This window comes from Streptomyces sp. SAS_270 (genome assembly GCF_052543295.1).
Map to the genome: position 1 here is coordinate 37,008 of NZ_JBMNDS010000064.1, position 21,136 is coordinate 58,143.

Here is a 21,136-nt window from a genome sequence, read left to right on the forward strand (position 1 = left end):
CCCCCCCCCCCCCCCCCCCCCCCCCCCCCCCCCCCCCACCGGACGTCGAAGGGGCCGTCGCACTCGGCGGTGTGGGGCCGTTCCGGTGCTACCCCACGCTCCGCCCGCCCGGACCCCCGTCCAGCGCCGGGGCTGCCCCTGTTCTGGTGGGACCGGCCGGTGTGGCCGGTGACCTTCCGGCGCGCCCTCCCCCGACCGCTCGTCGCCGTCCCGGCCTCACCCCGTCTGATCCTCGCCCTCGCCGGGCCCGGCCGAACCTGGCCGGGCTGACCCGAGCGTGCCGGTGCTCCTGCTCGGCTGGTCCTTCCTCAAGGGCCTGGGGCCGCCGTGGTCAGGGGCCCGCGGCTGTGGACGACGCGGCCGATCATCACGAGGGTGTAGGCATGCGGTTACCGAACTCTCCGGACTGCCTTCCCGCGATGCCGGCGCTGGTCCCTTCAGAGGCGGTGATCGACTTTCGATCCGCCACGGAGATCAACCGGTTGGCGGGTTCCGGCCGAACCCCAGGTCTGGGCCCGCGTTGACGTCGTTACGTCACCTCAAGCGGGTGATCCGGCGCGGACGTGCGGCAGGCAGGATGCGAGGAAGCGGGTTCCGGCGTTCAAGAGAGGGCGGTGTCGGCATGCGTTACGAGTTCCGTGTCAACGGTCGAGTCTCCGTGGCGCTGAACGAGTCGTTTCCGGAACTGACAAGGGCGATCGGTTCTCAGGAGACCGTGTTCTTCGGCTCGGTGACGGACGAGGCCCATCTGTACGGGCTGCTCCTGCGTTTCCAGAATCTGGGGCTGCGCGTCGACGAGATGCGCCGCCTGCCGGAGGCGGACACACGGGCAACGGGGAGGCCGCGATGACAGCAACGAACCAGGCCGGCAGCCACCTCACCGTAGCCGAGCGAGCCGCTCAGGGCAGAGCGGCCCGTTCCACCGCGCCCCGGTCGAGTCACGCACGATTCGTTCCGGCCGAGGGGCGGCCCCATCCGGTCGGCGTGCTCGAGCAGCAGGCCGTCACGCGTGTACCGGAGCTGGTGCCCATCCGGTACGGCCGGATGCTGGAGTCACCCTTCCGGTTCTTCCGGGGTGCCGCTGCGATCATGGCCGCCGATCTCGGCCAGGCGCCGGACACACGCATCACGGTCCAGCTGTGCGGTGACGCCCACCTGCTGAACTACGGCCTGTTCGCCTCTCCCGAACGCCACCTGATTTTCGACATCAACGACTTCGACGAGACCCTGCCGGGCCCCTTCGAATGGGACATCAAACGGCTGGCGGCCAGCCTCGCCGTCGCGGGCCGCGCGAACGGCTTCGACGACGGCCAGCGCGCCGCTGTCGTCAAGGAGGCCGTGAAAGCCTATCGGCAGCGGATGCAACTCTTTTCCGGCATGCGCACGCTGGACATCTGGTACGCCCAGGACGACGCCGACCAGCTGAACGCGATGCTGGAGGACAAGAACGTCCGTCGTCGGACGTCCCGTGCCGTGGCCAAGGCCCGCACTCGGGACAGCCTCCAAGCCTTCGACAAGCTCACCCATGTGGTCGACGGCGTGCGGCGGATCGCCCCTGACCCGCCCCTGATCACCTCTGTGAGTGACCTGAAGCCGGGCACCGAGCGCGAGGAACTCGAACAGAGCATGACGTCGCTCATCGAACGCTACGGCCGCAGCCTCTCCACCGAACGCCGCCACCTTCTGGAACGCTTCCACCTGGTCGACATGGCACGCAAGGTGGTCGGGGTCGGGAGCGTCGGTACCCGCTGCTGGATCGCCCTCCTGGAAGGCCGGGACGACGGCGATCCGCTGCTGCTGCAGGCCAAGGAGGCCGGGGAATCGGTCCTCGCCCCGTACTGCGGACCCGGCAGGTACGACAACCAGGGGAAGCGGGTGGTCGCCGGACAGCGGCTGATGCAGGCGAACAGCGACATCTTCCTCGGCTGGGAACGCGTCACTGGCATCGACGGCCGACTGCGCGACTTCTACGTCAGGCAGCTGCGCGACTGGAAAGGCACGCCCCAGCCCGAGACCATGACGCCTGTCCTGCTGCGCCTCTATGCGGGCCTGTGCGGCGGCTCGCTGGCCCGCGCACACGCTCGCTCCGGCGATCCGGTCGCCATCGCCACCTACCTCGGCACGGGCAGCTCCTTCGACCGGGCCCTGGCGGAGTTCGCCGAAGCGTACGCCGACCAGAACGAGCGGGACCACGAGGTCTTCGCCGAGGCCGTCCAGGCCGACCGGATCACCGCCAGGGCTGCCTGAGCCACCGTCGCTCATGACCATCGATCACCCGTGCGGGGTGACGACGCAGAGGCCGCCCGGGTGGAGGCTCGTACAGGAGCGGCTGCCGACCGCAGCCACACGAGAAACGGAGGCCCTGCAATGGCGACCATGACCCACCACCGCTCGCACGGCGCTCAGGCGGCCGCCACAGGGCTGACGCTCTTCGCCGCTGTGATGCTGTTCATCGCCGGCACCCTCGACCTCTTCCGGGGCATCATGGCGATCGCCGAGGACGAAGTCTTCGTCAACACCCCCAACTACGTCTTCAAGTTCGACCTGACGAGCTGGGGCTGGATCCAGCTGGCGCTCGGGGTGATCGCCATGGTCGTGAGCGTCGGTCTGTTCTACACGTCCACCTGGGCGAGGGTCGTCGGCGTGGGCATCGCGGGGCTGCTGATCATCGCCAACTTCCTGTCCATCCCGTACTACCCCGTCTGGTCCCTGACACTGATCGCTCTGTACGGCTTCGTCATCTGGGCGTTGTGCGTGGTCCAGCAGAAGGATCTCGACTAGAGCACGGCTGGAGCGGGTCCGGCACCGCCGAGTCCCTGCCGGTCCGCTCCCTTTGCCACCGACGTAAGCAGAGGATCCCGGAAGGCGTGGGCGATCCGGTCCACCACGGCGATGCGTTCGACCAGTGGTGCTTGCCGGTGGTCCGGGGCCGCATCGGCCACGGTGTCGAGTACCACCCTCAGGCGTCGTACGACCTGCAAGGACGTCGCCCCGTAGTGCAGGATCTCGTCCAGGGCCAGGCTTACCAGTCCCGGCCACGCAGGCGCGGAGCGGCGCAGGCGGGGCGTCCCCTTCCCGTCCGCAACCAAGGTCACGCCGAGCGGGCGCGTGACGATCCGCACCAGTGTCTCCTCGATCTGGTCCAGTGCCTGGACGGCGGTCGTGGGGTCGTTGACGGCCGGTGAGAGTGCGCGGATCGCGATGTCCGCCAGGAGCCGTAGGCCGTACGCCGGATCCTGGTGGATGGAGCGGACCTGGTCCACGCGTACGCAGGACGCCAGGCGGCGCAGCCCGCTGCCATGTGGTTCACGCGCCCCCGCCAGACCGTGCACATACCCCAGGACCGAGCCCACGCAGACGTAGTCCCCGGGAACGACATCGAGGGCGACCCGCGCGTCCCAGCCCGTCGCGATCCGCACCAGCCGCCGCTCGTCGACGCCCTGGACGACTCCGGATCGCCCGGTGTGGACCAACGGAAGCCCCGGACCGGACGCCCACATCTCTGCACCGGGGGCCGCCGCTGTGCCGCTCGGCGGGAGAGCGGCGTCGATCGACGCCGGCATGAGCTCACCCACCGCCCGAGCCAGCCCGCCGCCGGTCACGAAGTGCCGGAGCCCGGTGAGACTCCGCAACAGCACGGCCGTGTCGATGACCACGAGGACGACGGCCACGGTCACCGACAGCCGCGGAATGTCGTCGGGCCGGATCTGGGCCAGCACAAGCAGTGCGTAGACCGCGGTCCCGGTCACCAGTCCTACGATGGCCAGAGATCGGCGGAAATGATCGATGACGCCGATGAGGCGCGGAGACATGTTCTGCACGGTCTGGATCACCAAGGTGACTGCGGTGATGACGAACCCGGACAGGGTGATCATCCCGCCCGCAATGGCCGCGAGGGTCGTAGAGGCCGTCGTCGGGTCGTAGGTCAACCCGACCTTCGGAAGGGAGTCCTCCCAGTGCGGCAGTCCCAGGCCGAGCGCGACTGCTCCCGCCATCGTCACCGCGGCCAGGGCCGGGCCCCGGAACACGACCAGGCGCCTGTAGCGGGACGTGGCGACGGGACCACGCGTGTGCCACGTCTCTGCCTCCACGTGCTCACCGTAAGAGGCCTGGGGCGTTCGCGCGCGCTCTGTCACGCGAGGGAGCTGAGGGCTTCGTGGTGCTCGACGCGCTTGCGGCATCACTCCGACAGGTGATGCGGGGGTGAGGGTGAGTGTTCGTCAACGGCAGTGCCGCATGACCCAGTGTGCGCCGTGATCCGCCGCGAGGTAGCGGTGTCGCAGTCGCGCGGGGAGGTTCCACGGCTCGTCCAGCCGGATGGCCCCGGGACGGTGGTCGTGCCGGGCGGTGGCTTCCGTCGCCCTGGCCAGTCCCTCGGCGCACTGGTGCAGCCGCTCGAGCGATCGCTCGTCGGTGGCGTTCAGCCGGTCGTAGGCGGCTTCAACGGCCGCCAGGGCGTCCGCGAGGTTCGCAGTCGCCGGAACGAGATCCGTCGCCATGGCTGTTCCTCCTGGTCACACGTCGACCGCGTGGTGCGCGGGTGGTGCGGGTCCTTGTTGTGAGGATGCGGTGACCGGGTCGTCCGTGAGGCCACCCGTAGCGGGTGATCCGCAGCGCTCCGTGCCGGTGGACCGTGGTGCCGTCAACAACACGCCGCTGTGGCCGTCGAACGGCGGACCGGGAACCGGAGGGCACCATGTCCGACTACCCCCTGCTGAACGCGTTCCTCACGATGATGTGGTTCTTCCTGTGGATGGCGTGGTTCATGCTCCTGTTCAGGGTCATCGCCGACGTCTTCAGCGACGACACCCTCGGCGGCTGGGGCAAGGCGGGATGGACACTCTTCGTCTGTGCCCTGCCCTACCTGGGCGTCCTTGTCTACCTGATCGCCCGGGGCCGGAGCATGGGCGAGCGGACTCTGCGGCAGGCGCGGGCCCGGGACCAGGCCCTGCGCGCGTATGTGCGGGAGGCGGCCACCGAGGGCCCGCCGGCCGGGAGGAACAAGGCAGACGAACTGGCGCGGCTCGCCGGCCTGCACGACCACGGCGACATCAGCGACGCCGAGTACGAGAAGGCCAAGGCCGAAGTGCTTGCCGCGTGAGCGCATCCGGGCGGTTCGAGGCGGTGCAACGGATCGGATCACTCGGGCAGACGGCGCATCTCCATCACGTGCAACCCCAGCGACTGGAGGCGTGACAGCAGGCCGTAGAGCTGAGCCTCATCGTTGACCTGGCCGAACAGAACGGTCTGCGCGGTCCTGACGGAACTCTCCAGCTCCGGGAACGCCTGTGTCATCGTCCGAGACATCTCCCCGTCGACGCGGATCTCGTATCGCATGAGCGCGCTTCTCTCGCAGTCCGACCGCAGCTCTGCCCCCGGTTCCATGCTGGGACTTCCGGACGCTGACTGGCATCACCCGCCCCAGGTGAGCTGGGCCCGGCTAAAGGAGATGCAGCTCCCGGGCGTGACGCACGGCTTCGCCTCGTCGCGTCGCGGCGAGCTTGCGGTAGATGTTCTTCAGATGAGTCTTGACGGTGTTGACCGACAGATGGAGGTCGGCGGCGATCTCCTCCGTCGACATCGTCTGCGCCAGCCGTTCCAGCACCTCGTGCTCACGCTCGCTCAGTGGCTCGGTCACGACGTCAGGGCCGAGCCCGTGCGCGTGATGCCCCGGAGCATGTCCCGTCAGCTCGGGCGGCAGCCAGTCGTGCCCGCGCGTCAGCGCCGGTTGGCGGCGCACCAAGTGCTGCAGCCACGGTCCTGCATCGAGGAACGGACGCCTCAGCGTTTGGGGCCGGGCCGTGGACAGTGCCCGTGCGGTCAGACGCTGTGCCGCGGAGTCGTCTCCCAGAGCATCGGCGGTCTGCGCCCGTGCCAGCAGCGTCCTGGCCGTGACGGCGGGCCCCTCACCCTGCCCCACCGGGAGCGCGTGGAGCAGAGCCTGCGCCTCGAGCGCGCTGCCCACGGCAAGCCGGGCACGAGCCGCGGCCACCACGTTCTCCGGTCCCGCGAACCCGACCTCCTCAAGGACCTTCATGGCGACTTCGGGGCGGTCTTGCACCAGGTGTGCGCTGGCCCTGCCCAGGGCGGTCCGCTCGCGTACCCACGGCGAGGGCTCGACGGCTGCCCGCGGTTTCTCCAGCTCGTCGAGTACCTGCAGTGCCGCTCGCGGATGACCCTTGGCGAGCAGCAGGCGCGAGCGCAGGAGAGTCGCTTCGGCCCGGACGATGGGGTCGTGCGGTGCCACGGATGATGCGAACACCTGCTCCAGATGGGCATGCGCGGGGCCGAGTTCGTCACGATCGAGGGCGACGGCGGCCAGCACGAGTTGGGCCACCCCGGTGCGGGCCGCGGAGGGCAGGCCGCCGCGCTCCGCCTCGGCGACCGCTGCCCGGGCGTGGCGTTCGGCGCGGTCGGGCCAGCCGCGCAGGAAGTCGATCAGGGCCAGTCGGCTGAGGCACTCGTGCCGCGGAAACGCGGTGTCCGGACCGTCGTCGAGTGGTGCGACGGCGGACAGCGTCGTCCGGGCGGCATCGAAGTCTCCCGCCCACAGCTGGGCCGATCCCAGGTCGGTGAGCATCAGTGCGCGCAGCTCTGGATGCTGTTCCAGACGCTCGGCGGGGATGGCTCGCTCCGCCACCGCCACGTCCTGCGCCGCGTCCTCGGCCAGGTCGGCAGAGCCGATCATCCGGGCGGCCAGCACTCGCAGCAGAGCGCAGCTGAGCCGCCGGGCCGCGGACGGATACCCGCCGTCGTGAAGGTTGTCCCGGGCGCGGCGCAGGTGGTCGAGCCCGCGGTCGACGTCGTGGCGAGTCAGATGACGGGCGGTACGTACAAGATCCGCGGCGGGGCCGGGAGTGTCCGGGGGCATCGTGGAGAAGAGCCGGTCCAGGCGGGCGGCTTCCAGGCCGGTGAGGAGCCGTCCGATGGCCAGCTCCTCCACGAACTGGTCGGCCGTGTGTTCCCAGTCCCCGGCGTCCGCGGCATGCGGCAGGGCCTCGGCGAACAGTCCCTTTGCACTGAGCCACCGCGCGGCTCTGCGGTGCAGCTCGGGCTCGAGCCCAGGGCACCGGACCCGTAGATGGGCCCGGAGGATCTCGGAGAACAGCGGGTGAAGCCGGTACCACGAGTGACCGATGGACTCAACGAACGCGTTCGCGCGCTGCAGCCCGGCCAGGATCGGCTCCGCGTCGTCACGGCCCGTGAGGGTGTTGGCCAGGTCGGGGTGGATCTGTTCGAGGATGCTGCTGCGCAGCATCAGGTCTTGTGTCTCGCCCGGCTGTGTGTCGAGCACCTCGGCGAGCAGGAAGTCGGCAAGAGTGCTCTGACCTGCTTCGAAGTCCTTCAGGAAGGCGTCCGGGTCCTCGGCCTGCTGTGCCGCCAGAATGCACAGCCTGAGCCCGGCGGCCCAGCCCCCGGTCCACTCGGTCAGGGATCGCGCGCCCTGCTCCGAGAGACGTATGCCGTGCCGGTTCAGCAATTGGGCCGTCTCCTGGGGCAGGAACGCCAGGTCGGCGCCGCGGATGTCGATGACCTGGCCGGCGGCGCGGTAGCGGTGCAGTGGGAGCAGGGGTTCCGTGCGGCTGATGACGACCAGGCGTAGTCCGTCGCCCACGTGACGGAGCAGGAACTGAAGCTCGTCGGCGATCTCCGTCGAGCCTGCGACGCGATCGAACTCGTCGAGCACCAGGACGACAGGTTCGCTCCGCTCACTGAGATGAGCGGCCAGCCGGGCGAGCAGCGCGTGGTCCACCTCGCCGGCACGGGCCGGGCTGCCGACGGTGTCCGGGGGTCCGAAGCCGTGACGGCGCAGGGCTTCCAGTGCATAGGTCCAGAAGACGCCGGGGCTGTTGTCCTCGTTCTCCACCGTCAGCCATGCCACATGGCTCGACGCACCCTCCTTGGCGGTCCAGTCGGCCACCAGCAGTGTCTTGCCCGCTCCCGCGGGTCCGTTGACGAGGGTCAAGGGCACGTGCCTGCCCAGAGCCAGACGCTCGACGAGCCGCGGTCTGCGTATGAACGTGCTCGGGGGAACCGGCACCCTGAACCGTGCCGCCAGAAGGGGATCACCGTTCGGCGTGAGCCGCTCCGCGGCAGCGTCCCGGCGTCCACCGGAGCTCGGACGGGGCATGACCCTCACCACAACACCGCAGGGCGCAGTCCGGAAGAACTGCCTACCTCTTGATCATCACCCGTCAAGTGGAAGGCCGCAACGCAGGGTCGTTCTTCACCCTGGACGGGTGAGGCGCCGGGACGCGCTGCCGCGCACTGTGAGGGCAGGGACAGTGTGGCCCTGACGCGGCGACCTGGAAGGAAGGCGTGACTCATGTCCGAGATCCAGCGCCAGATTCTCCCGATCCCCGACGTGCAGCGCCCGGGGCCGATGACATACGACGCCAAGGATCCGGACACCTCGTTCCCGCCCATCCAGCCGCTGATGCCCCCCGGCCAGGCACCCAACGTGATGCTGATCATGCTCGACGACGTCGGTTTCGGCGCCCCGAGCACCTTCGGCGGCCCCTGCGAGACCCCCGTCTTCGACCGCCTGGCGCACAACGGCCTGCGTTACACCCGCTTCCACACGACCGCCCTGTGCTCGCCGACCCGTGCGGCGCTTCTCTCCGGCCGCAATCACCACTCCGTGGGCATGGGAGGCGTCACCGAGATCGCCACATCGGCCCCGGGCTACAACTCGATGCGCCCCAACACCAAGGCTCCGCTCGCCGAGATCCTCAAGCTCAACGGCTACTCCACAGCCCAGTTCGGCAAGTGCCACGAGGTCCCGGTGTGGCAGACCAGCCCGGCCGGCCCCTTCGACGCCTGGCCCACGGGCGGCGGTGGTTTCGAGTACTTCTACGGGTTCATCGGCGGCGAGACCAACCAGTACGAGCCCGTGCTGTACGAGGGCACCTCACCCGTCGACCCGCCGAAGACCCCCCAGGAGGGCTACCACCTCACCGAGGACCTGACGGACCGCGCCATCTCCTGGGTCCGCCGGCAGAAGACCCTCATGCCGGACCGACCGTTCTTCTGTTACTTCGTGCCCGGCGCCACGCATGCGCCGCATCATGTGCCCGCCGAGTGGTCCGACCGCTATCGGGGTCATTTCGACCAGGGCTGGGACGCTCTCAGGGAGAAGACCCTCGCCCGGCAGAAGGCACTCGGGGTCGTACCGGAGAACGCGGAACTGACACAACGGCATGCGGAGATTCCCGCCTGGGACGAGGTCCCCGTGGAGGCCCGGCCCGTGCTCGCGCGCCAGATGGAGGTCTACGCGGGCTTCCTCACCCACACCGACCACCACATCGGCCGGCTCGTCGCGGCCCTGGAGGAACTGGGCATTCTCGACGACACGCTGATGTACGTGATCACCGGTGACAATGGGGCGTCCGCCGAGGGCGGTCTGCGCGGCAGCTTCAACGAGATGATCGCCTTCAACGGCATGGCCGAGGTCGAGACACCGGAGTTCATGGCAGCCAGGATCGACAAGTTCGGCACCCCCGAGGCGTACAACCACTACGCGGTCGGCTGGGCCCACGCCATGGACACCCCGTACCAGTGGACCAAGCAGGTCGCCTCGCACTGGGGCGGCACCCGCAACGGCACGATCGTCCACTGGCCGAGCCGCATCCGGGCCACCGACGAGAACCGCGGCCAGTTCTGCCATGTCATCGACGTCGCCCCGACCGTCCTCGAAGCCGCCGGGATCCCCGAGCCGACCACCGTCAACGGGGTGCAGCAGTCGCCGATGGAGGGCATCTCGATGCTCTACGGCTTCGACGACGCCGACGCGCCCGAACGGCACGACCAGCAGTACTTCGAGATGTTCGGCAATCGCGGCATCTACCACAAGGGCTGGTCCGCCGTCACCAAGCACCGTACGCCGTGGGATGTCACGGGAAAGCAGGTGGCATTCGACGATGACGTCTGGGAGCTCTACGACGGCTCCACCGACCCCACCCAGGTCCACGACCTGGCCGCCGAGATGCCGGACAAGCTGCACGAGCTCCAGCGGCTCTGGCTGATCGAGGCCGTCCGCCACAACGTCCTGCCCATGGACGACCGGACCGCCGAGCGGTTCAACTCCGAGATGGCTGGACGGCCCGAACTCATCCAGTCCGACCATCAGTTGCTGTACGGCGGTATGGGGCGACTCACAGAGAGCAGCCTGGTCAACGTCAAGAACAAGTCGTTCGCCGTCACCGCGGAGATCGCCTCCGCCGACGGCCCCGTCGAAGGCGTCATCCTCGCCCAGGGCGGCAGCTTCGGCGGCTGGAGCCTGTACACGAGACACGGCCGGGCGAAGTTCGCGTACAACCTCTGCGCCCTGGAGACGGCGCAGGTCGAGGCCGACCGGCCGCTGCCCTCCGGAGAACACCAGGTACGCATGGAGTTCGCCTACGACGGCGGCGGCCTCGGCAAGGGCGGCACGGTGTCGCTGTACTACGACGGCGACAACGTGGGTGAGGGACGTGTCGAGCACACGCTGCCCTTCCTCTTCTCCGCCGACGAGACGGCCGACGTGGGCGTGGACACCGGTACACCGGTCGCCCCCGACTACGTGAGCCCCGATGGCGCGTTCACCGGCGACATCCACTGGGTCCAGGTCGACACCGGCCCAAACGATGCGGACCACTTCATCCGGCCGGAGGACCGGATCCGCATCGCCATGGGACGTCAGTGACGCGGTCACCCACACACACACACGGCATCGCACCAAGGAGAACGATCATGGACTACCCGCTGCTGAACGCGTTCCTGACCATCATGTGGGTCTTCCTGTGGGTCATGTGGTTCATGCTGCTCTTCCGGATCTTCGGCGACATCTTCCGCGACGACTCGATGAGCGGCTGGGGCAAGGCCGGTTGGTCGGTCTTCTGCATCGTCCTGCCGTTCCTGGGCTGCTTCGTGTACCTCATCGCCCGGGGCAAGGGCATGGGCGAACGCGAGGTCCGCAAGGCACGACAGAGCGAACAGGAATTCCGTGCCTACGTGCGGGACGCCGCCGGGACGAGTCAGGCCGGGGCCCCCGGCCACGTCGACGAGCTGTCGAAGCTGGCCGGCCTGCACGACCACGGCGACATCACCGACGCCGAGTACGAGCGCGCCAAGGAGAAGGTGCTCGCCGGCTGACGGCGCGCGATCGCGCGAGGAAGGGGAACTGTCATGGACGTAGGACCTGTCGAGTACGTCGTCGTCGCCTTTCCGGGCAACCGTTTCCGGGGTGAGATCGCACCGGAGCTGCGGGCGCTCGTGGTGAGCGGCACGGTGCGTATCCTCGACCTCACCTTCGTCAAGAAGGATGCCGACGGCGTCGTCTCCTACGTCGAGCTCGATGCTCTCGACCCCGTGGAGGCCTCCGTCTTCGACGAAATCGAGGGGGATGTCGGCGGACTGTTCAGCCAGGAGGATCTCGAGCTGATCGCCGAGGAACTCGTGCCCGACTCGTCGGCGGCCATTCTCCTGTGGGAGGACACCTGGGCAGCCGGGATGGCGGGCGCCGTCCGCCGTGCCGGCGGCAGACTCGTCGCCCACGAGCGCATCCCCGCCGAGGTGGTGGAGCAGGCGTACCAGAACGCCGCGTAAGCGGTGTACCGAGGCAGGAAAGGGAAGGTGAGGGCCATGTTGGGTCGTCCCCTGGCACGTAGAGGGCGTCCGGGGCTCGTCGGTGTCGCCGCCCGTACGGCGGTGGCCGCGGGTACGGCGAGCGCAGTCTCCGGGCGGGTCGCCCGACACCAGGCCGAGCGCACCGCCGCACAGCAGACCGTGCCGGACGCAGGCGCCGCCGCCCAGGAGCCGCCGGGCCCGCCGGCCCCTTCAGGGCTGACGGATGAAGCAATCAGCAATCTGGAACGCCTCGGCAAACTCCACGAGCAAGGTGTGCTCTCGGACGAGGAGTTCGCCGTCCAGAAGGACCGCATCCTCAGGGGCTGACGGACCTACGGCTTCTGCACGGGAGTGCCCAGCAGGCGCGGGAACGGCCCTGAAACAGCCGTGACCTGGCCGAGGGCGATGCCGGTGACGATCACGCAGCTGCACGTGATCAGCCACGAGAGCAGCGCGAAGACGTAGCCGAGAGATCCGAACTGGGCGAGACTTCGCTGCATGGCTACCGGCATGAACAGCCCTGACACATAGACGAACGTCACCATGCCGACGCCCGCCAGAACGGCTCCGGGCAGCAGCGGCATCCATCCGATGCGGGCACCGAGCAGCAGATGCTGCGTCCACCACCACAGCAGTACGGCGGTCGACAGCGAGAGCAGGACCCCGAGCCAGGTGCCGCCGCCGAAACCGTGGCGCAACGGAGCCTGGAACAGCAGCGCGGCAAGCCATCCCAACAGCCACACCAGCCACCGCCAGGCCGTCAGACGTGCGCCGCCCTTGGGCAGATCCCAGCAGCGCTCGCAGACCTGCTGCAGGGCCCGGCTCAGCGCGGTGGCCGAAATGAGCGCGACGACGATGCCGACAGCTCCGTACGTGTCCTTCGTGACGCCCTGCGCGGTGAACGTCTCCTGGATGTCGTCGACCGGCGCGTCCTCACCGAACAGGGCCTGAACGGAGTCGACCAGCACGTCCTTGACGCCTCTGGGTGCGAACGCGGCCAGCACGATGAGCAGCGGCAGCGCTGCAAGGAAGGTCTGAGCCGCCAGCCGCGCGCTGGCGTCCAGCCAGTTCACGCTGATCAGCCGGCCAAGCATCAGCCGGACCACTGGCGTCCGCCGAGGGATCCCCCGGGCCGTCCTGGCCCACTGCCCAAGCTGCTTATGATTCACGGTCCATTCCTCGCACAGAGAAGCCGTCACCGCCCTCAGGGGCTCGCGTCATGGGCGCTTCATCCGGGTGAATCAGCTGCCGCAAGAGATCGACAGGGCGGATGGACGCGATCGGTTGGCTAGCCTGCGGCGGGTGAACGACGGCGAGCCAGCGGGGCGGCATACTCCCGGCGCGGCCAGGAGACTGCTGCGAACGGTCCGGGCGGATCCCCGGCACATGCCCGAGCGCATGGCCGTGTTCGCGGTTGAGTTCCTCGGCCCGCCGGCCGCCGAGTGGATCGCTCAGCGGCGGTCCGAGCAGCCGGGACATGAAGCGGACGCCGAGGAACTGGGACACCAGGTGGTGCGGCGGGGCGTTCGCTCATCCGTCACGGAAGGGTCCTTCCTGGGCGGCCCTTTCATGGCACTGCTGCCGATCGCGTTCTGTGGCGCGTTGCTCGCCCAGTTCCGGATGGTGCTCGAACTCGCGGCCCTGTCCGGTCGTGACCCCAGGGATGAAGCGGTCGTGGCCGACCTGCTGGTGATCCAGGGCGTCTATCCGACCGTTGTTGAGGCGGCGGCGGCGCTGCGGAAGGCACGGCCTGCCGCCGTCGACGCCGGGCCCGAGGTCAGTTGGTGGAGCACCGTCAGGAGACAGGCGTACCTCATCGGTCTGGTCACGTCCCAGGATCAGCCGAGCGGGAAGATGCGCAGGGCTGCAGGGTGGGCGGGCACGATTGCGCTGGTCCTCATCGGTTTCGTGGTGCCGTTCGTCTGGGTTCCGGTGTGCGCGGAGATGTACCGGCGCGCGACGAACAATCTCGCCGAAGTCTCCGCGCGGCACTTCGCGCAGCACGGGGGGACGGAGGTGCTGCCTGCCGGCGGTCCTGCGCGGAGGCGTGTCACGCTGCGCCCGGGGTTCCTCCTGGTGGCAGTGCGGGTTCTGCTGGCGTGCACGGTGCCGGTCGCGATCGTGCTGGTCGTACTGGCTGCCGACCTCCGTGTCGCCGACGCGCACTGGAGCACGGTATTGCTCGCGTTCTTCGCCGTCGCCGCGATCGCCGCGCTGGTGTGGTACCTGCTCCGCCGCTGACTCAACGGCGCGACAGCGCCGGCTCGCGCGCCGCCAGTCCAGGCGTGTCTTCGGCCGGGGTACGCCGGGAATCCTGAGTGCGCGGCGTCGAGCAGCACGACCTGGGCGCCCGAGTGCTTCGGCCTTCTCCTTCAACCCGAATCTTCCGACTTCTCCGCCACCCGAGCGCGGATTCAGGATGAGCAACGGGTCCGGGCGGAGGGGGGCGGTGTTCGGCCGGAGCGGCTTGTCCGCCGTCCTCGGCGGGCGCGGTCCATCCTTCGAAGCACGCCACGGCCCACAACGCGAGCATGACGATCACGAGAAGGAACAGGCCGACGGCGACAAAGAGCCCGCTCAACGCCATCTGCGCGGCCGCCGCCAAGACCACCGCGTGCCATCTGATCAGACCCCTGCGGCTGGGAGCCCACCACATTCCGGCGGCGCTGACGGCAAGTCCGGTCAGCGCGATGGCCGCCGGCCCAGGCTCTTGAAACCCGCGACCGCCAGCGGGCAGGACCACCGCCGCGATCGCCAGGCGGGCCGCCCACCGTTGCGTCGGACCACTGCGACGCCTGGTGATGTCGCCACCCGCGATTCCTCCGTAGCACGTCCTGTGCCCTACCGCGCGGCGGAGCCCTCGTCGGGCATCCCCTCCCGCAGATCTGGCCGACCTGCGGCAGCCTTCTGGTGCCAGGCGCCGTACCGATTCGCGAGAACGATGGCAGACATGCCATGCAGCAGGATGCTCAGGGCGACGGTGATCGCGATCGCCCGGCCCAGCAACTGAACCCCCTGGACGTGCTCCTCCACCACGAGCAGCCCGAAGACGACGGAGGCGAGTCCGCGCGGCCCGAACCATCCGATGTAGGCGACCGTGGGGAGGGCCAGACGCGTCCCGACCAGAGAGAGGGCGACGGGCAGCATCCGGACCACGGTGAGGCTCAGCACGGCGTACGTGAGGATCCTCCAGTCGAGGTGCTCCAGTGCCGGACCGAGCAGGACGGCCCCGAAGACCAGGAAGCTCAAGGAGGCGAGAAACTCGGCGAGTTGCTCGGCAAGCTCTGCGGTGTCCTCGCCGTCGTCCGGTACCTCCACTGCCGTGCTCCGCCGCTGGGAGACACCGAAGGCGAAGCCGGCCACCCAGGCCGCGATGAACCCGCTCCCGTCAACGATGACGGCCAGCGTGTAAGAGCCCGCGGCCACGGCCAGGACGAACATCTGCCCCCAGTCACGGCTGACCCAGCCCCTCTTGCGCGCCCAGGACAACAGCCACCCGCCGAGTCCGCCAACCGCCAGCCCCAGCGCGGTGCTGACCACGAGCGCGCGCCAGAAGACTCCGGCAACTCCCTCCTGTGAGGCGTTGGTTCCGGACAGAGCCGCGAGGAACAGCACGAAGAAGGGCAGCGCCATACCGTCGTTGAGGCCGCTCTCGACGTTGAGACCACTGCGCACGAGCGGGGGGACACGCGGGCTGGAGACAGCCGTCTTGCCCAGAGCCGCGTCGGTCGGGGCCAGGATCGTCCCGACCAGCGCCAACTCCCACGCGGTCAGCCCCGGCAGCAGAGGCCACGCGAGGAGCCAGCCGGCCCCGATGGTCAACGGCAGCCCGATCCCCAGCAGCCGGCCGGGGAGGAACCCGCCGACGCGCAGATCCTTTCGGCGTACGGTCATCGCGCCGGTCAGCAGGACGAGCGTCAGGGCCGCTTCGACCAGGGTAAGCACAGGTCCGGCGGCGTGCTCCAGATCGAGAAGGTCGAGCCCGATCGGCCCGATGGCCACCCCGAAGCCGACGAACACCATCGGCCCCGACACAGCGGTCGCCGACAGCCGCCGCGAGAAGAGCGCGTACCCCGCCGTGACGGCGGCCATGGCAGCCCCGGCCCACGCACTGCCACCACTCACTGTGACCTCGCTGATGTGTCGTCGAGGACGCAGCGGAACCCCTGGTTGCCGGTGCTGCTGTCGGGGGTGCTGGAACTGCGGGCGGCTACGCGGTAGCGGCAGCAGTAGGAGGCGTGGCACAGGTAGGAGCCACCGCGGATCACCCGCTGTACGCCGAACGACGGGCCGAGCGGACCGTCCTGCGGACTGCGCGCGTAGTAGGCGGGCGAGTACCAGTCCGCGCACCACTCCCAGACGTTGCCGCACATGTTGTGCAGGCCGTGACCGTTCGGAGCGTACGCGGCGACGGGCGCCGTGCCGTACCAGCCGTCCGCGACGGTGTTGTGGTCGGGGAAAGTGCCCTGCCAGACGTTCATCCGGTGCTCACCGCCCGGCTCCAGCTCGTCACCCCAGGGGAACACCGCCTGTTCGAGGCCGCCGCGCGCGGCGTACTCCCACTCCGCCTCGGTCGGCAGCCGCTTTCCGGTCCAGGCGGCGTAGGCCGTGGCGTCGTCCCACGAGACATGGACGACCGGGTGCTCGGCCCGGTCGTGTACATCGGACTCCGACCCCTCGGGGTGGCGCCAGCACGCGCCGTACACCTGGCGCCACCACGGTGCCTCGGCGACGGCCCGGGTGTCGGGGAAGTCGGCCGGAAGAAGCCCGGCAAAAACGAACGACCAGCCGAAGCGTTCGGCATCCGTGACGTGTCCGGTCTCATCGACGAAGTCCTGGAACTCCGCGTTGGAGACGGCACAGCGGTCGATCCAGAAGGGCGCGAGTCGGACCGCATGAACGGGGCCCTCACCGTCCTCGGGCACAACCCAGTCGCCTTCCGCGCCCATCAGGAACAGACCGCCGGGCATGTGCACCATGCCAACTGCCCACGCGCTTGCCGGGGGCGCGGATGGCACGCTCACGTCCACGCGTGGGGGTGACCCGCCCCGGGAAGGAGCGCAGCACCGTCTACCTGATCCATTGTCCGACATTGGGCACCAATCAGGATCTCGGGTTTCAGTCTGTATATGTTCCGACCTCGGTATGTTTCTGCGTCGGATAGACACGGCGAGGGTGTCGGAGCCCGCTCCCGGCACAGTGGCGTGGGCAGGCCTTCTGCGGCAGGGGCTCTCCAGCCGACGACACTGCCGAAGCCGGTGTTTGGACCCCCACTCTCGCGCCCCGCCCCGGGGGCGGTGCGCCGAGCGCCCCACTTCCCCGCCCGAAGAGGCCTGTTTGGGCGGACTCCCGTACCGCCGAGTGTCCATGCGGTGCGAAACGGCGCGACGCACACCGATCAGCGGTGCCGGACGATGCTTCGGGACACTCCGAATGGCGCATCCCGGGATGCCGTGTCCGCAGCGATGAGGAGGAATGGATACCGATGCCAGCCACGACAGGCCGCGCCCCCCCAGTTCTGGAGGACGGATGACCAGCCCGCGGGAACCATCGCAGGATCCTGCCCAGGAGGGCTCACCGCCGGCCGGCAGGTCGCATCTGGCCGGCAGGATCGGTCGGAAAGTGGCCTCGGCGGTTCTGATCGTGCTCGCCTGCATCCTGGTCCCCGTATCTGTGCTCACCGTGTGGGTGCACGACATCGCGCTCGACACGGATCGCTACGTCGACACGGTCAAACCGCTCGCTTCCGATCCCGCGATCGAGGAGGCTGCGCGCAACCGAATCGTCCAAGCCGTCGACGTACGGGTCGACGGCAAGCGGGTCACCGCCGAGCTCGCAGCGTGGCTGCAGTCGCAGGGCCTGCCGCCGACGGCGGCCCAGGCCGTGAAGGGGCTGGCCCCACAGCTGGACGCGGCCGTGACCGGCGCCGCGGAGAAGGTGGCGACGCGTTTTGTCCAGAGCGACAGGTTCGAGAAGGTGTGGACCGGCGCCAACCGGGCCGCACACTCGGCTGTCGTGCACGCCCTGACCGGGAAAGGGCGCGGGGCGGTCGGAGTCGACGATGGCACCGTGACCCTCGACGTCGGCACCGCCGTCGACCGGGTCAGGCAGGAACTCGTCGACGCGGGCGTGACGCCCGCCAAGAACATCCCCGATATCGACAAGCAGATGGTTCTCTTCAAGTCCGACAAGCTCAAGCGAATGCAGGGTGCCGCACACGCCCTGGACGTGGTCGGCAGGTGGATGCCGGTGCTGACGGTGTTCCTCGGGGCAGCAGGCGTATTCCTCGCGTACCAGCGCAGACGCGCCCTGGTGAAGATCGCGCTGGGCAGTGCCGGAGCGGCCCTGGTCGTCGCCATCGGCCTTGTTGTCGCCCGCCGGTTCTACCTGGATCATCTGCCCCCGCAGGTGCAGTCGGAGGCAGCCGCGGCAGCCGTGTTCGACCATCTCCTGCACTTCCTGCGGGTCACGCTGCGCACCGTGATCGTGCTCGGCGTGGTGGTCGCTCTCGGCGCCTATTTCGTCGGGCCCGGCCGAGGGGCACGGGCCGTGCGGGGCACCTCCGAGCGCACCGCCGACTCCGTGGCCCGATGGGCGGACACCCGCGACATCCACACCGGCCGGGTGGGGACGTGGATTGCGAACAACCGGCGATGGCTCACGATCGGCGTCCTGCTGGTCCTGGCCCTGGTTTTCGCTCTTTGGAACCACCCCACGATCCTTACGGTCCTGCTGCTCGTGCTGATTTTCCTGGCAGTGCTGGCGTTGATCGCCCTGTTGGCGGCAACCGGCCGCAGGACTCTGACAGCGGGCCCCCGGGCGCCTACCGGTCCCGCATCCAGCCGGTGACGAATGCGCTGTAGCAGTAGAGAATTCTGGCAACGCCCCGGAGGCTTGCGGCTGGAGCATAAAACTGCTCGCCGCGGTGAGGGGACGAGGGTGCCACCGAGGTACAAATGCGATCTGTACGCGCGATCCGCCTCGCTACTTGTACGGGATCTCGTATTGGGCCTTGACGCGTGAGCACGGAGTCGGGTTCCGCACGGTGAAGCCGCGCTGCAAATCGGCGTAGTCGGAGCCGTGGAAGAGGCCGCGGCCTCGCCCTTCTCTCCTTCGCCGGGTGTGGGCCCGTTTCCGTTCCGGCGCCCGCACTCGAGCCTGCTTTCGCTTCGCTCCTGCTTTTGGTGTGGTTCTGGGTGGTGTGGGGTTTGTTCCAGTGGGAGTTGAGTGGTGGGGGTCAGAGTGGGGGACTGGGCTCGCGTGTGCGGCGGGTCGGACTGAGCGGAAACGTGGACACATGGCCGCCAGGCTCTCCGGCCGCCCGGCCTCCGGTGCGCGTTGGGTGGGGTGGTGTTTGTGAGTTCTGTGTCTGGTTGTGTGGCGGGTGTTGCTTCGAGTGGAGGGTGAGGTATGGCTTCCGGGTCGAGTTCTGCTCTGCGGATTGTGGTGGCGAAGCCCGGGTTGGACGGGCATGACCGTGGTGCGAAGGTAATTGCGCGTGCGTTGCGTGATGCGGGTGTGGAGGTTATTTACACTGGTCTGCATCAGACGGCGCGTCAGATTGTGGAGACGGCTGTGCAGGAGGATGCGGACGGTATCGGTCTGTCGGTGCTCTCGGGCGCTCATATGACGTTGTTCGCTGATGTTCTTGGTCTTTTGAGGGAGCGGGATGCCGCCGATATTGTGGTGTTCGGCGGTGGCATCATTCCGCAGGCCGACATTGCGCCATTGCGGGCGCTTGGTGTAGCTGCCCTGTTCACGCCGGGCACTCCGGTCGGGGAGATCACCGACTGGGTTCGTACGCATGTCCGTTCCCTGTCCGCGACCCCCGGCTGACCCAGGCCGGTCCCCGGCCGCTCTGGTTTGTGGCAGTAGTGGTGAGCGGCCCTCAAGGGGGTAATAGTGGGCCGGGTCGGTGACTTGCGGGGATCTTTCCTGCGGGGTGCTGGTCTGGCGTTTTGGTGGTGGGGTGGGCGCGAGCATGTTCAGCAGGCCATCGCTAGTGCGGACACTGTGATCCGGTTCCAGCACAGGGCCGAGGGCGACGACCGGTCGGTTGGCAGCCTCTTTGCTGCCCATGTCGATCTCGCTCGCGGTCGTCTGCTGCTGGGCGGTCCGGACGGCACCGGGGCGGTACGTGGATTGTTCCTGACCTGCCCGCCGGAGCGTATGTCGGTCGGCGTCGTGTGCCGGCTTGCCGCTCTGGGGCCGGAGTTGAACGGCTGGCAGTACGGTGAAGCCGTGCGGGCGGCATGCTTGCGTGTACGACTTCAACACGTGGCCGTCGTCGCGGCGCCACCTGCCGCTCACCCTCGGGAGCTGGCGATGTGAGCGAACTGTCCGCCGTACGCGACGCCGCCGTCACTGACCGGATTCGCCTCGCGGGGAGTGCCTGCAGCAGTGACCGGGACCTGGCTGCACGCCAGTTGCTCTACCCGTGGCAGATGCCTAGTTACGACCTGCCCGGCACCATCACGGGCCAGGGCCCCGAGCGGGTCATTGCGCACATGGCGTCCTACCGGGCTCGGGCGGACCAGCACCACGGGCCGTTCGGGGCCACGATCGAGCGGGCCCGCGCGATCCTCGTCGATCACATCTCCCAGTACGGGGCCTTCGAGGTCATGTGCCTGGGTGGCACCCTCGTCTGCGGTCGGTGAGGGCCGGCTCCTCTATCGGCGTCGGCCGGGTTCCGTTGACCGTTCGCTCAGGCATGGATGTGGGCTGCGGTGCGGGGTGTGACTGGCGCGGCCGGCCGGGTGCTTCGGCCAAGAGGTGCCGGGCGGGGGCTATCGGGTGGTGCCGCGCTGCTGCTGTCCCTGCTGCTGTTTTGTTTTGAGTCGGAGGGTTTCTTTGCGTACTTCGGCTTGTGTGGTGCGTTCCTTCTTCAGCCATTCGGGCATGTCGTGTTGGAGGGCTTCGATTTGTTCGGTGGTCAGTGGTTGGGTGATTCCGCCGCGGGTGAGTCCGGTGATGGAGATGCCGAGTTTCGCGGCGATGACCGGGCGTGGGTGGGGGCCGGTGCGGCGCAGTTCGGTCAGCCAGGCGGGGGGATTGGTCTGCAGTGCGGTGAGTTCGCTGCGTGTGATGACGCCTTGTCTGAAGGTGGTGGGGGTGGCCGGGAGGTATACGCCCAGTTTCTTGGCTGCGGTGGCGGGTTTCATGGTCTGGGCGGTGGGGTGCGACGTCATGTGGTCAGGGTAGCGAGCGTGGGCGGGGGCTTTGACCGCGCCCGGTAGCCTGGCGGGGTGACAGGCTCCCAGGTATCTCCCTCGTTCCGGCTGGCTTATGTGCCGGGGGTGACTGTGTCGAAGTGGGTGCGGATCTGGCGTGAGCGGCTGCCGGGTGTTGCGCTGTCGTTGGTGGCGGTGTCTGCCGCGCAGGCCGGTGATGTGCTGGAGGGCGCGGGTGCTGATGCGGGTCTGGTTCGTCTGCCGGTGGACCGCAGCCGCCTGAGTGCGATCCCCCTCTACACCGAGACGACGGTGGCGGTGGTGCCCAGGGACCATCTGGTCGCCGCGGTGGATGAGGT

General features: G+C 68.8%; 23 protein-coding genes. 15 read left to right on the top strand and 8 right to left on the bottom strand.

The features are described 5' to 3' along the window. The first annotated feature begins 622 nt into the window (after window positions 1-622). The 3 genes from ACN6LB_RS32780 to ACN6LB_RS32790 all read left to right on the top strand — a co-directional run bounded on the left by ACN6LB_RS32780 (window position 623) and on the right by ACN6LB_RS32790 (window position 2,781). Window positions 623-850 carry a hypothetical protein gene (locus tag ACN6LB_RS32780; RefSeq protein WP_356137660.1) on the top strand — a complete coding sequence of 76 codons (228 nt, stop codon included), beginning with the start codon at window positions 623-625 and terminating at the stop codon, window positions 848-850. After that, window positions 847-2,247: a DUF2252 domain-containing protein gene (locus tag ACN6LB_RS32785; RefSeq protein ID WP_445029009.1), complete on the top strand. Its 1,401-nt coding sequence runs from the start codon at window positions 847-849 to the stop codon at window positions 2,245-2,247. Before ACN6LB_RS32780 ends, ACN6LB_RS32785 begins: the two co-directional genes overlap by 4 nt. A 120-nt stretch (window positions 2,248-2,367) precedes the next feature. Continuing rightward, on the top strand, window positions 2,368-2,781 hold the full coding sequence (locus tag ACN6LB_RS32790; protein WP_356137652.1) for a DUF7144 family membrane protein: 414 nt from the start codon (window positions 2,368-2,370) through the stop codon (window positions 2,779-2,781). On the opposite strand, the gene ACN6LB_RS32795 is transcribed toward ACN6LB_RS32790, so the two are convergent. Further along, window positions 2,778-4,091 carry a DUF2254 domain-containing protein gene (locus tag ACN6LB_RS32795; RefSeq protein WP_445029010.1) on the bottom strand — a complete coding sequence of 438 codons (1,314 nt, stop codon included), beginning with the start codon at window positions 4,089-4,091 and terminating at the stop codon, window positions 2,778-2,780. The two genes, ACN6LB_RS32790 and ACN6LB_RS32795, sit on opposite strands and share 4 nt — an antisense overlap. A 129-nt stretch (window positions 4,092-4,220) precedes the next feature. Then, window positions 4,221-4,499 (bottom strand): hypothetical protein, encoded by a 279-nt coding sequence (locus ACN6LB_RS32800; protein ID WP_445029011.1) that lies wholly within the window; start codon window positions 4,497-4,499, stop codon window positions 4,221-4,223. 197 nt (window positions 4,500-4,696) lie between these two features. Here ACN6LB_RS32800 and ACN6LB_RS32805 point away from each other — a divergent pair, with 197 nt between their 5' ends. Then, a complete protein-coding gene (locus ACN6LB_RS32805; protein ID WP_445029012.1) occupies window positions 4,697-5,101 on the top strand; it encodes an SHOCT domain-containing protein in 405 nt (134 codons plus the stop codon). Between the two features lie 38 nt (window positions 5,102-5,139). Here the strand turns inward: ACN6LB_RS32805 and ACN6LB_RS32810 are convergent, their stop codons facing one another. Then, window positions 5,140-5,337, bottom strand: a complete 198-nt coding sequence (locus tag ACN6LB_RS32810) for a hypothetical protein (protein ID WP_445029013.1) — start codon at window positions 5,335-5,337, stop codon at window positions 5,140-5,142. A 103-nt stretch (window positions 5,338-5,440) separates the two neighbouring features. After that, window positions 5,441-8,131 carry a LuxR C-terminal-related transcriptional regulator gene (locus tag ACN6LB_RS32815; RefSeq protein ID WP_445029015.1) on the bottom strand — a complete coding sequence of 897 codons (2,691 nt, stop codon included), beginning with the start codon at window positions 8,129-8,131 and terminating at the stop codon, window positions 5,441-5,443. Window positions 8,132-8,326: 195 nt separating this feature from the next. On the opposite strand from ACN6LB_RS32815, the gene ACN6LB_RS32820 reads away from it, so the two are divergent. From ACN6LB_RS32820 to ACN6LB_RS32835, 4 genes are read left to right on the top strand one after another with little or no spacing between them, the layout of a single operon-like run. After that, a complete protein-coding gene (locus ACN6LB_RS32820) occupies window positions 8,327-10,684 on the top strand; it encodes an arylsulfatase (RefSeq protein ID WP_445029016.1) in 2,358 nt (785 codons plus the stop codon). A 47-nt stretch (window positions 10,685-10,731) separates the two neighbouring features. After that, on the top strand, window positions 10,732-11,133 hold the full coding sequence (locus ACN6LB_RS32825) for an SHOCT domain-containing protein (RefSeq protein WP_445029017.1): 402 nt from the start codon (window positions 10,732-10,734) through the stop codon (window positions 11,131-11,133). Window positions 11,134-11,166: 33 nt separating this feature from the next. Further along, window positions 11,167-11,586 (top strand): DUF6325 family protein, encoded by a 420-nt coding sequence (locus tag ACN6LB_RS32830; RefSeq protein ID WP_445029018.1) that lies wholly within the window; start codon window positions 11,167-11,169, stop codon window positions 11,584-11,586. 36 nt (window positions 11,587-11,622) lie between these two features. Beyond that, complete coding sequence (locus tag ACN6LB_RS32835; RefSeq protein ID WP_445029019.1) at window positions 11,623-11,934, top strand: SHOCT domain-containing protein; 312 nt, start codon at window positions 11,623-11,625, stop codon at window positions 11,932-11,934. A 5-nt stretch (window positions 11,935-11,939) separates the two neighbouring features. Here ACN6LB_RS32835 and ACN6LB_RS32840 read toward each other — a convergent pair whose 3' ends face one another. Then, window positions 11,940-12,701, bottom strand: a complete 762-nt coding sequence (locus ACN6LB_RS32840) for a YhjD/YihY/BrkB family envelope integrity protein (protein WP_445029020.1) — start codon at window positions 12,699-12,701, stop codon at window positions 11,940-11,942. A gap of 142 nt (window positions 12,702-12,843) precedes the next feature. Here ACN6LB_RS32840 and ACN6LB_RS32845 point away from each other — a divergent pair, with 142 nt between their 5' ends. Then, window positions 12,844-13,848 (top strand): hypothetical protein, encoded by a 1,005-nt coding sequence (locus ACN6LB_RS32845; protein WP_445029021.1) that lies wholly within the window; start codon window positions 12,844-12,846, stop codon window positions 13,846-13,848. Window positions 13,849-14,138: 290 nt separating this feature from the next. Continuing rightward, complete coding sequence (locus ACN6LB_RS32850) at window positions 14,139-14,321, top strand: hypothetical protein (RefSeq protein WP_445029022.1); 183 nt, start codon at window positions 14,139-14,141, stop codon at window positions 14,319-14,321. Between the two features lie 127 nt (window positions 14,322-14,448). Here the strand turns inward: ACN6LB_RS32850 and ACN6LB_RS32855 are convergent, their stop codons facing one another. Both ACN6LB_RS32855 and ACN6LB_RS32860 read right to left on the bottom strand, forming a co-directional pair. Continuing rightward, complete coding sequence (locus ACN6LB_RS32855) at window positions 14,449-15,699, bottom strand: cation:proton antiporter (protein WP_445029023.1); 1,251 nt, start codon at window positions 15,697-15,699, stop codon at window positions 14,449-14,451. 29 nt (window positions 15,700-15,728) lie between these two features. Continuing rightward, on the bottom strand, window positions 15,729-16,700 hold the full coding sequence (locus tag ACN6LB_RS32860) for a formylglycine-generating enzyme family protein (protein WP_445029024.1): 972 nt from the start codon (window positions 16,698-16,700) through the stop codon (window positions 15,729-15,731). 529 nt (window positions 16,701-17,229) lie between these two features. On the opposite strand from ACN6LB_RS32860, the gene ACN6LB_RS32865 reads away from it, so the two are divergent. The 4 genes from ACN6LB_RS32865 to ACN6LB_RS32880 all read left to right on the top strand — a co-directional run bounded on the left by ACN6LB_RS32865 (window position 17,230) and on the right by ACN6LB_RS32880 (window position 20,264). Further along, window positions 17,230-18,456: a hypothetical protein gene (locus tag ACN6LB_RS32865; protein ID WP_445029025.1), complete on the top strand. Its 1,227-nt coding sequence runs from the start codon at window positions 17,230-17,232 to the stop codon at window positions 18,454-18,456. Window positions 18,457-19,017: 561 nt separating this feature from the next. Then, entirely contained in the window at window positions 19,018-19,443 is a 426-nt protein-coding gene (locus tag ACN6LB_RS32870) for a cobalamin B12-binding domain-containing protein (RefSeq protein ID WP_445029026.1), read from the top strand. Between the two features lie 177 nt (window positions 19,444-19,620). Further along, the gene (locus tag ACN6LB_RS32875; RefSeq protein ID WP_445029027.1) at window positions 19,621-19,938 is read left to right on the top strand and encodes a hypothetical protein; all 318 of its coding nucleotides are present in this window, start codon (window positions 19,621-19,623) and stop codon (window positions 19,936-19,938) included. Then, complete coding sequence (locus ACN6LB_RS32880; protein WP_445029028.1) at window positions 19,935-20,264, top strand: hypothetical protein; 330 nt, start codon at window positions 19,935-19,937, stop codon at window positions 20,262-20,264. The genes ACN6LB_RS32875 and ACN6LB_RS32880 overlap by 4 nt, the downstream gene beginning before the upstream one ends. Window positions 20,265-20,393: 129 nt before the next feature. Here ACN6LB_RS32880 and ACN6LB_RS32885 read toward each other — a convergent pair whose 3' ends face one another. After that, window positions 20,394-20,795: a DUF5997 family protein gene (locus ACN6LB_RS32885; RefSeq protein ID WP_445029029.1), complete on the bottom strand. Its 402-nt coding sequence runs from the start codon at window positions 20,793-20,795 to the stop codon at window positions 20,394-20,396. Window positions 20,796-20,852: 57 nt separating this feature from the next. Between ACN6LB_RS32885 and ACN6LB_RS32890 the strand changes: the two genes are divergently transcribed. Continuing rightward, on the top strand, window positions 20,853-21,136 hold a 284-nt coding region (locus ACN6LB_RS32890), incomplete at its 3' end, for a LysR substrate-binding domain-containing protein (protein ID WP_445029030.1).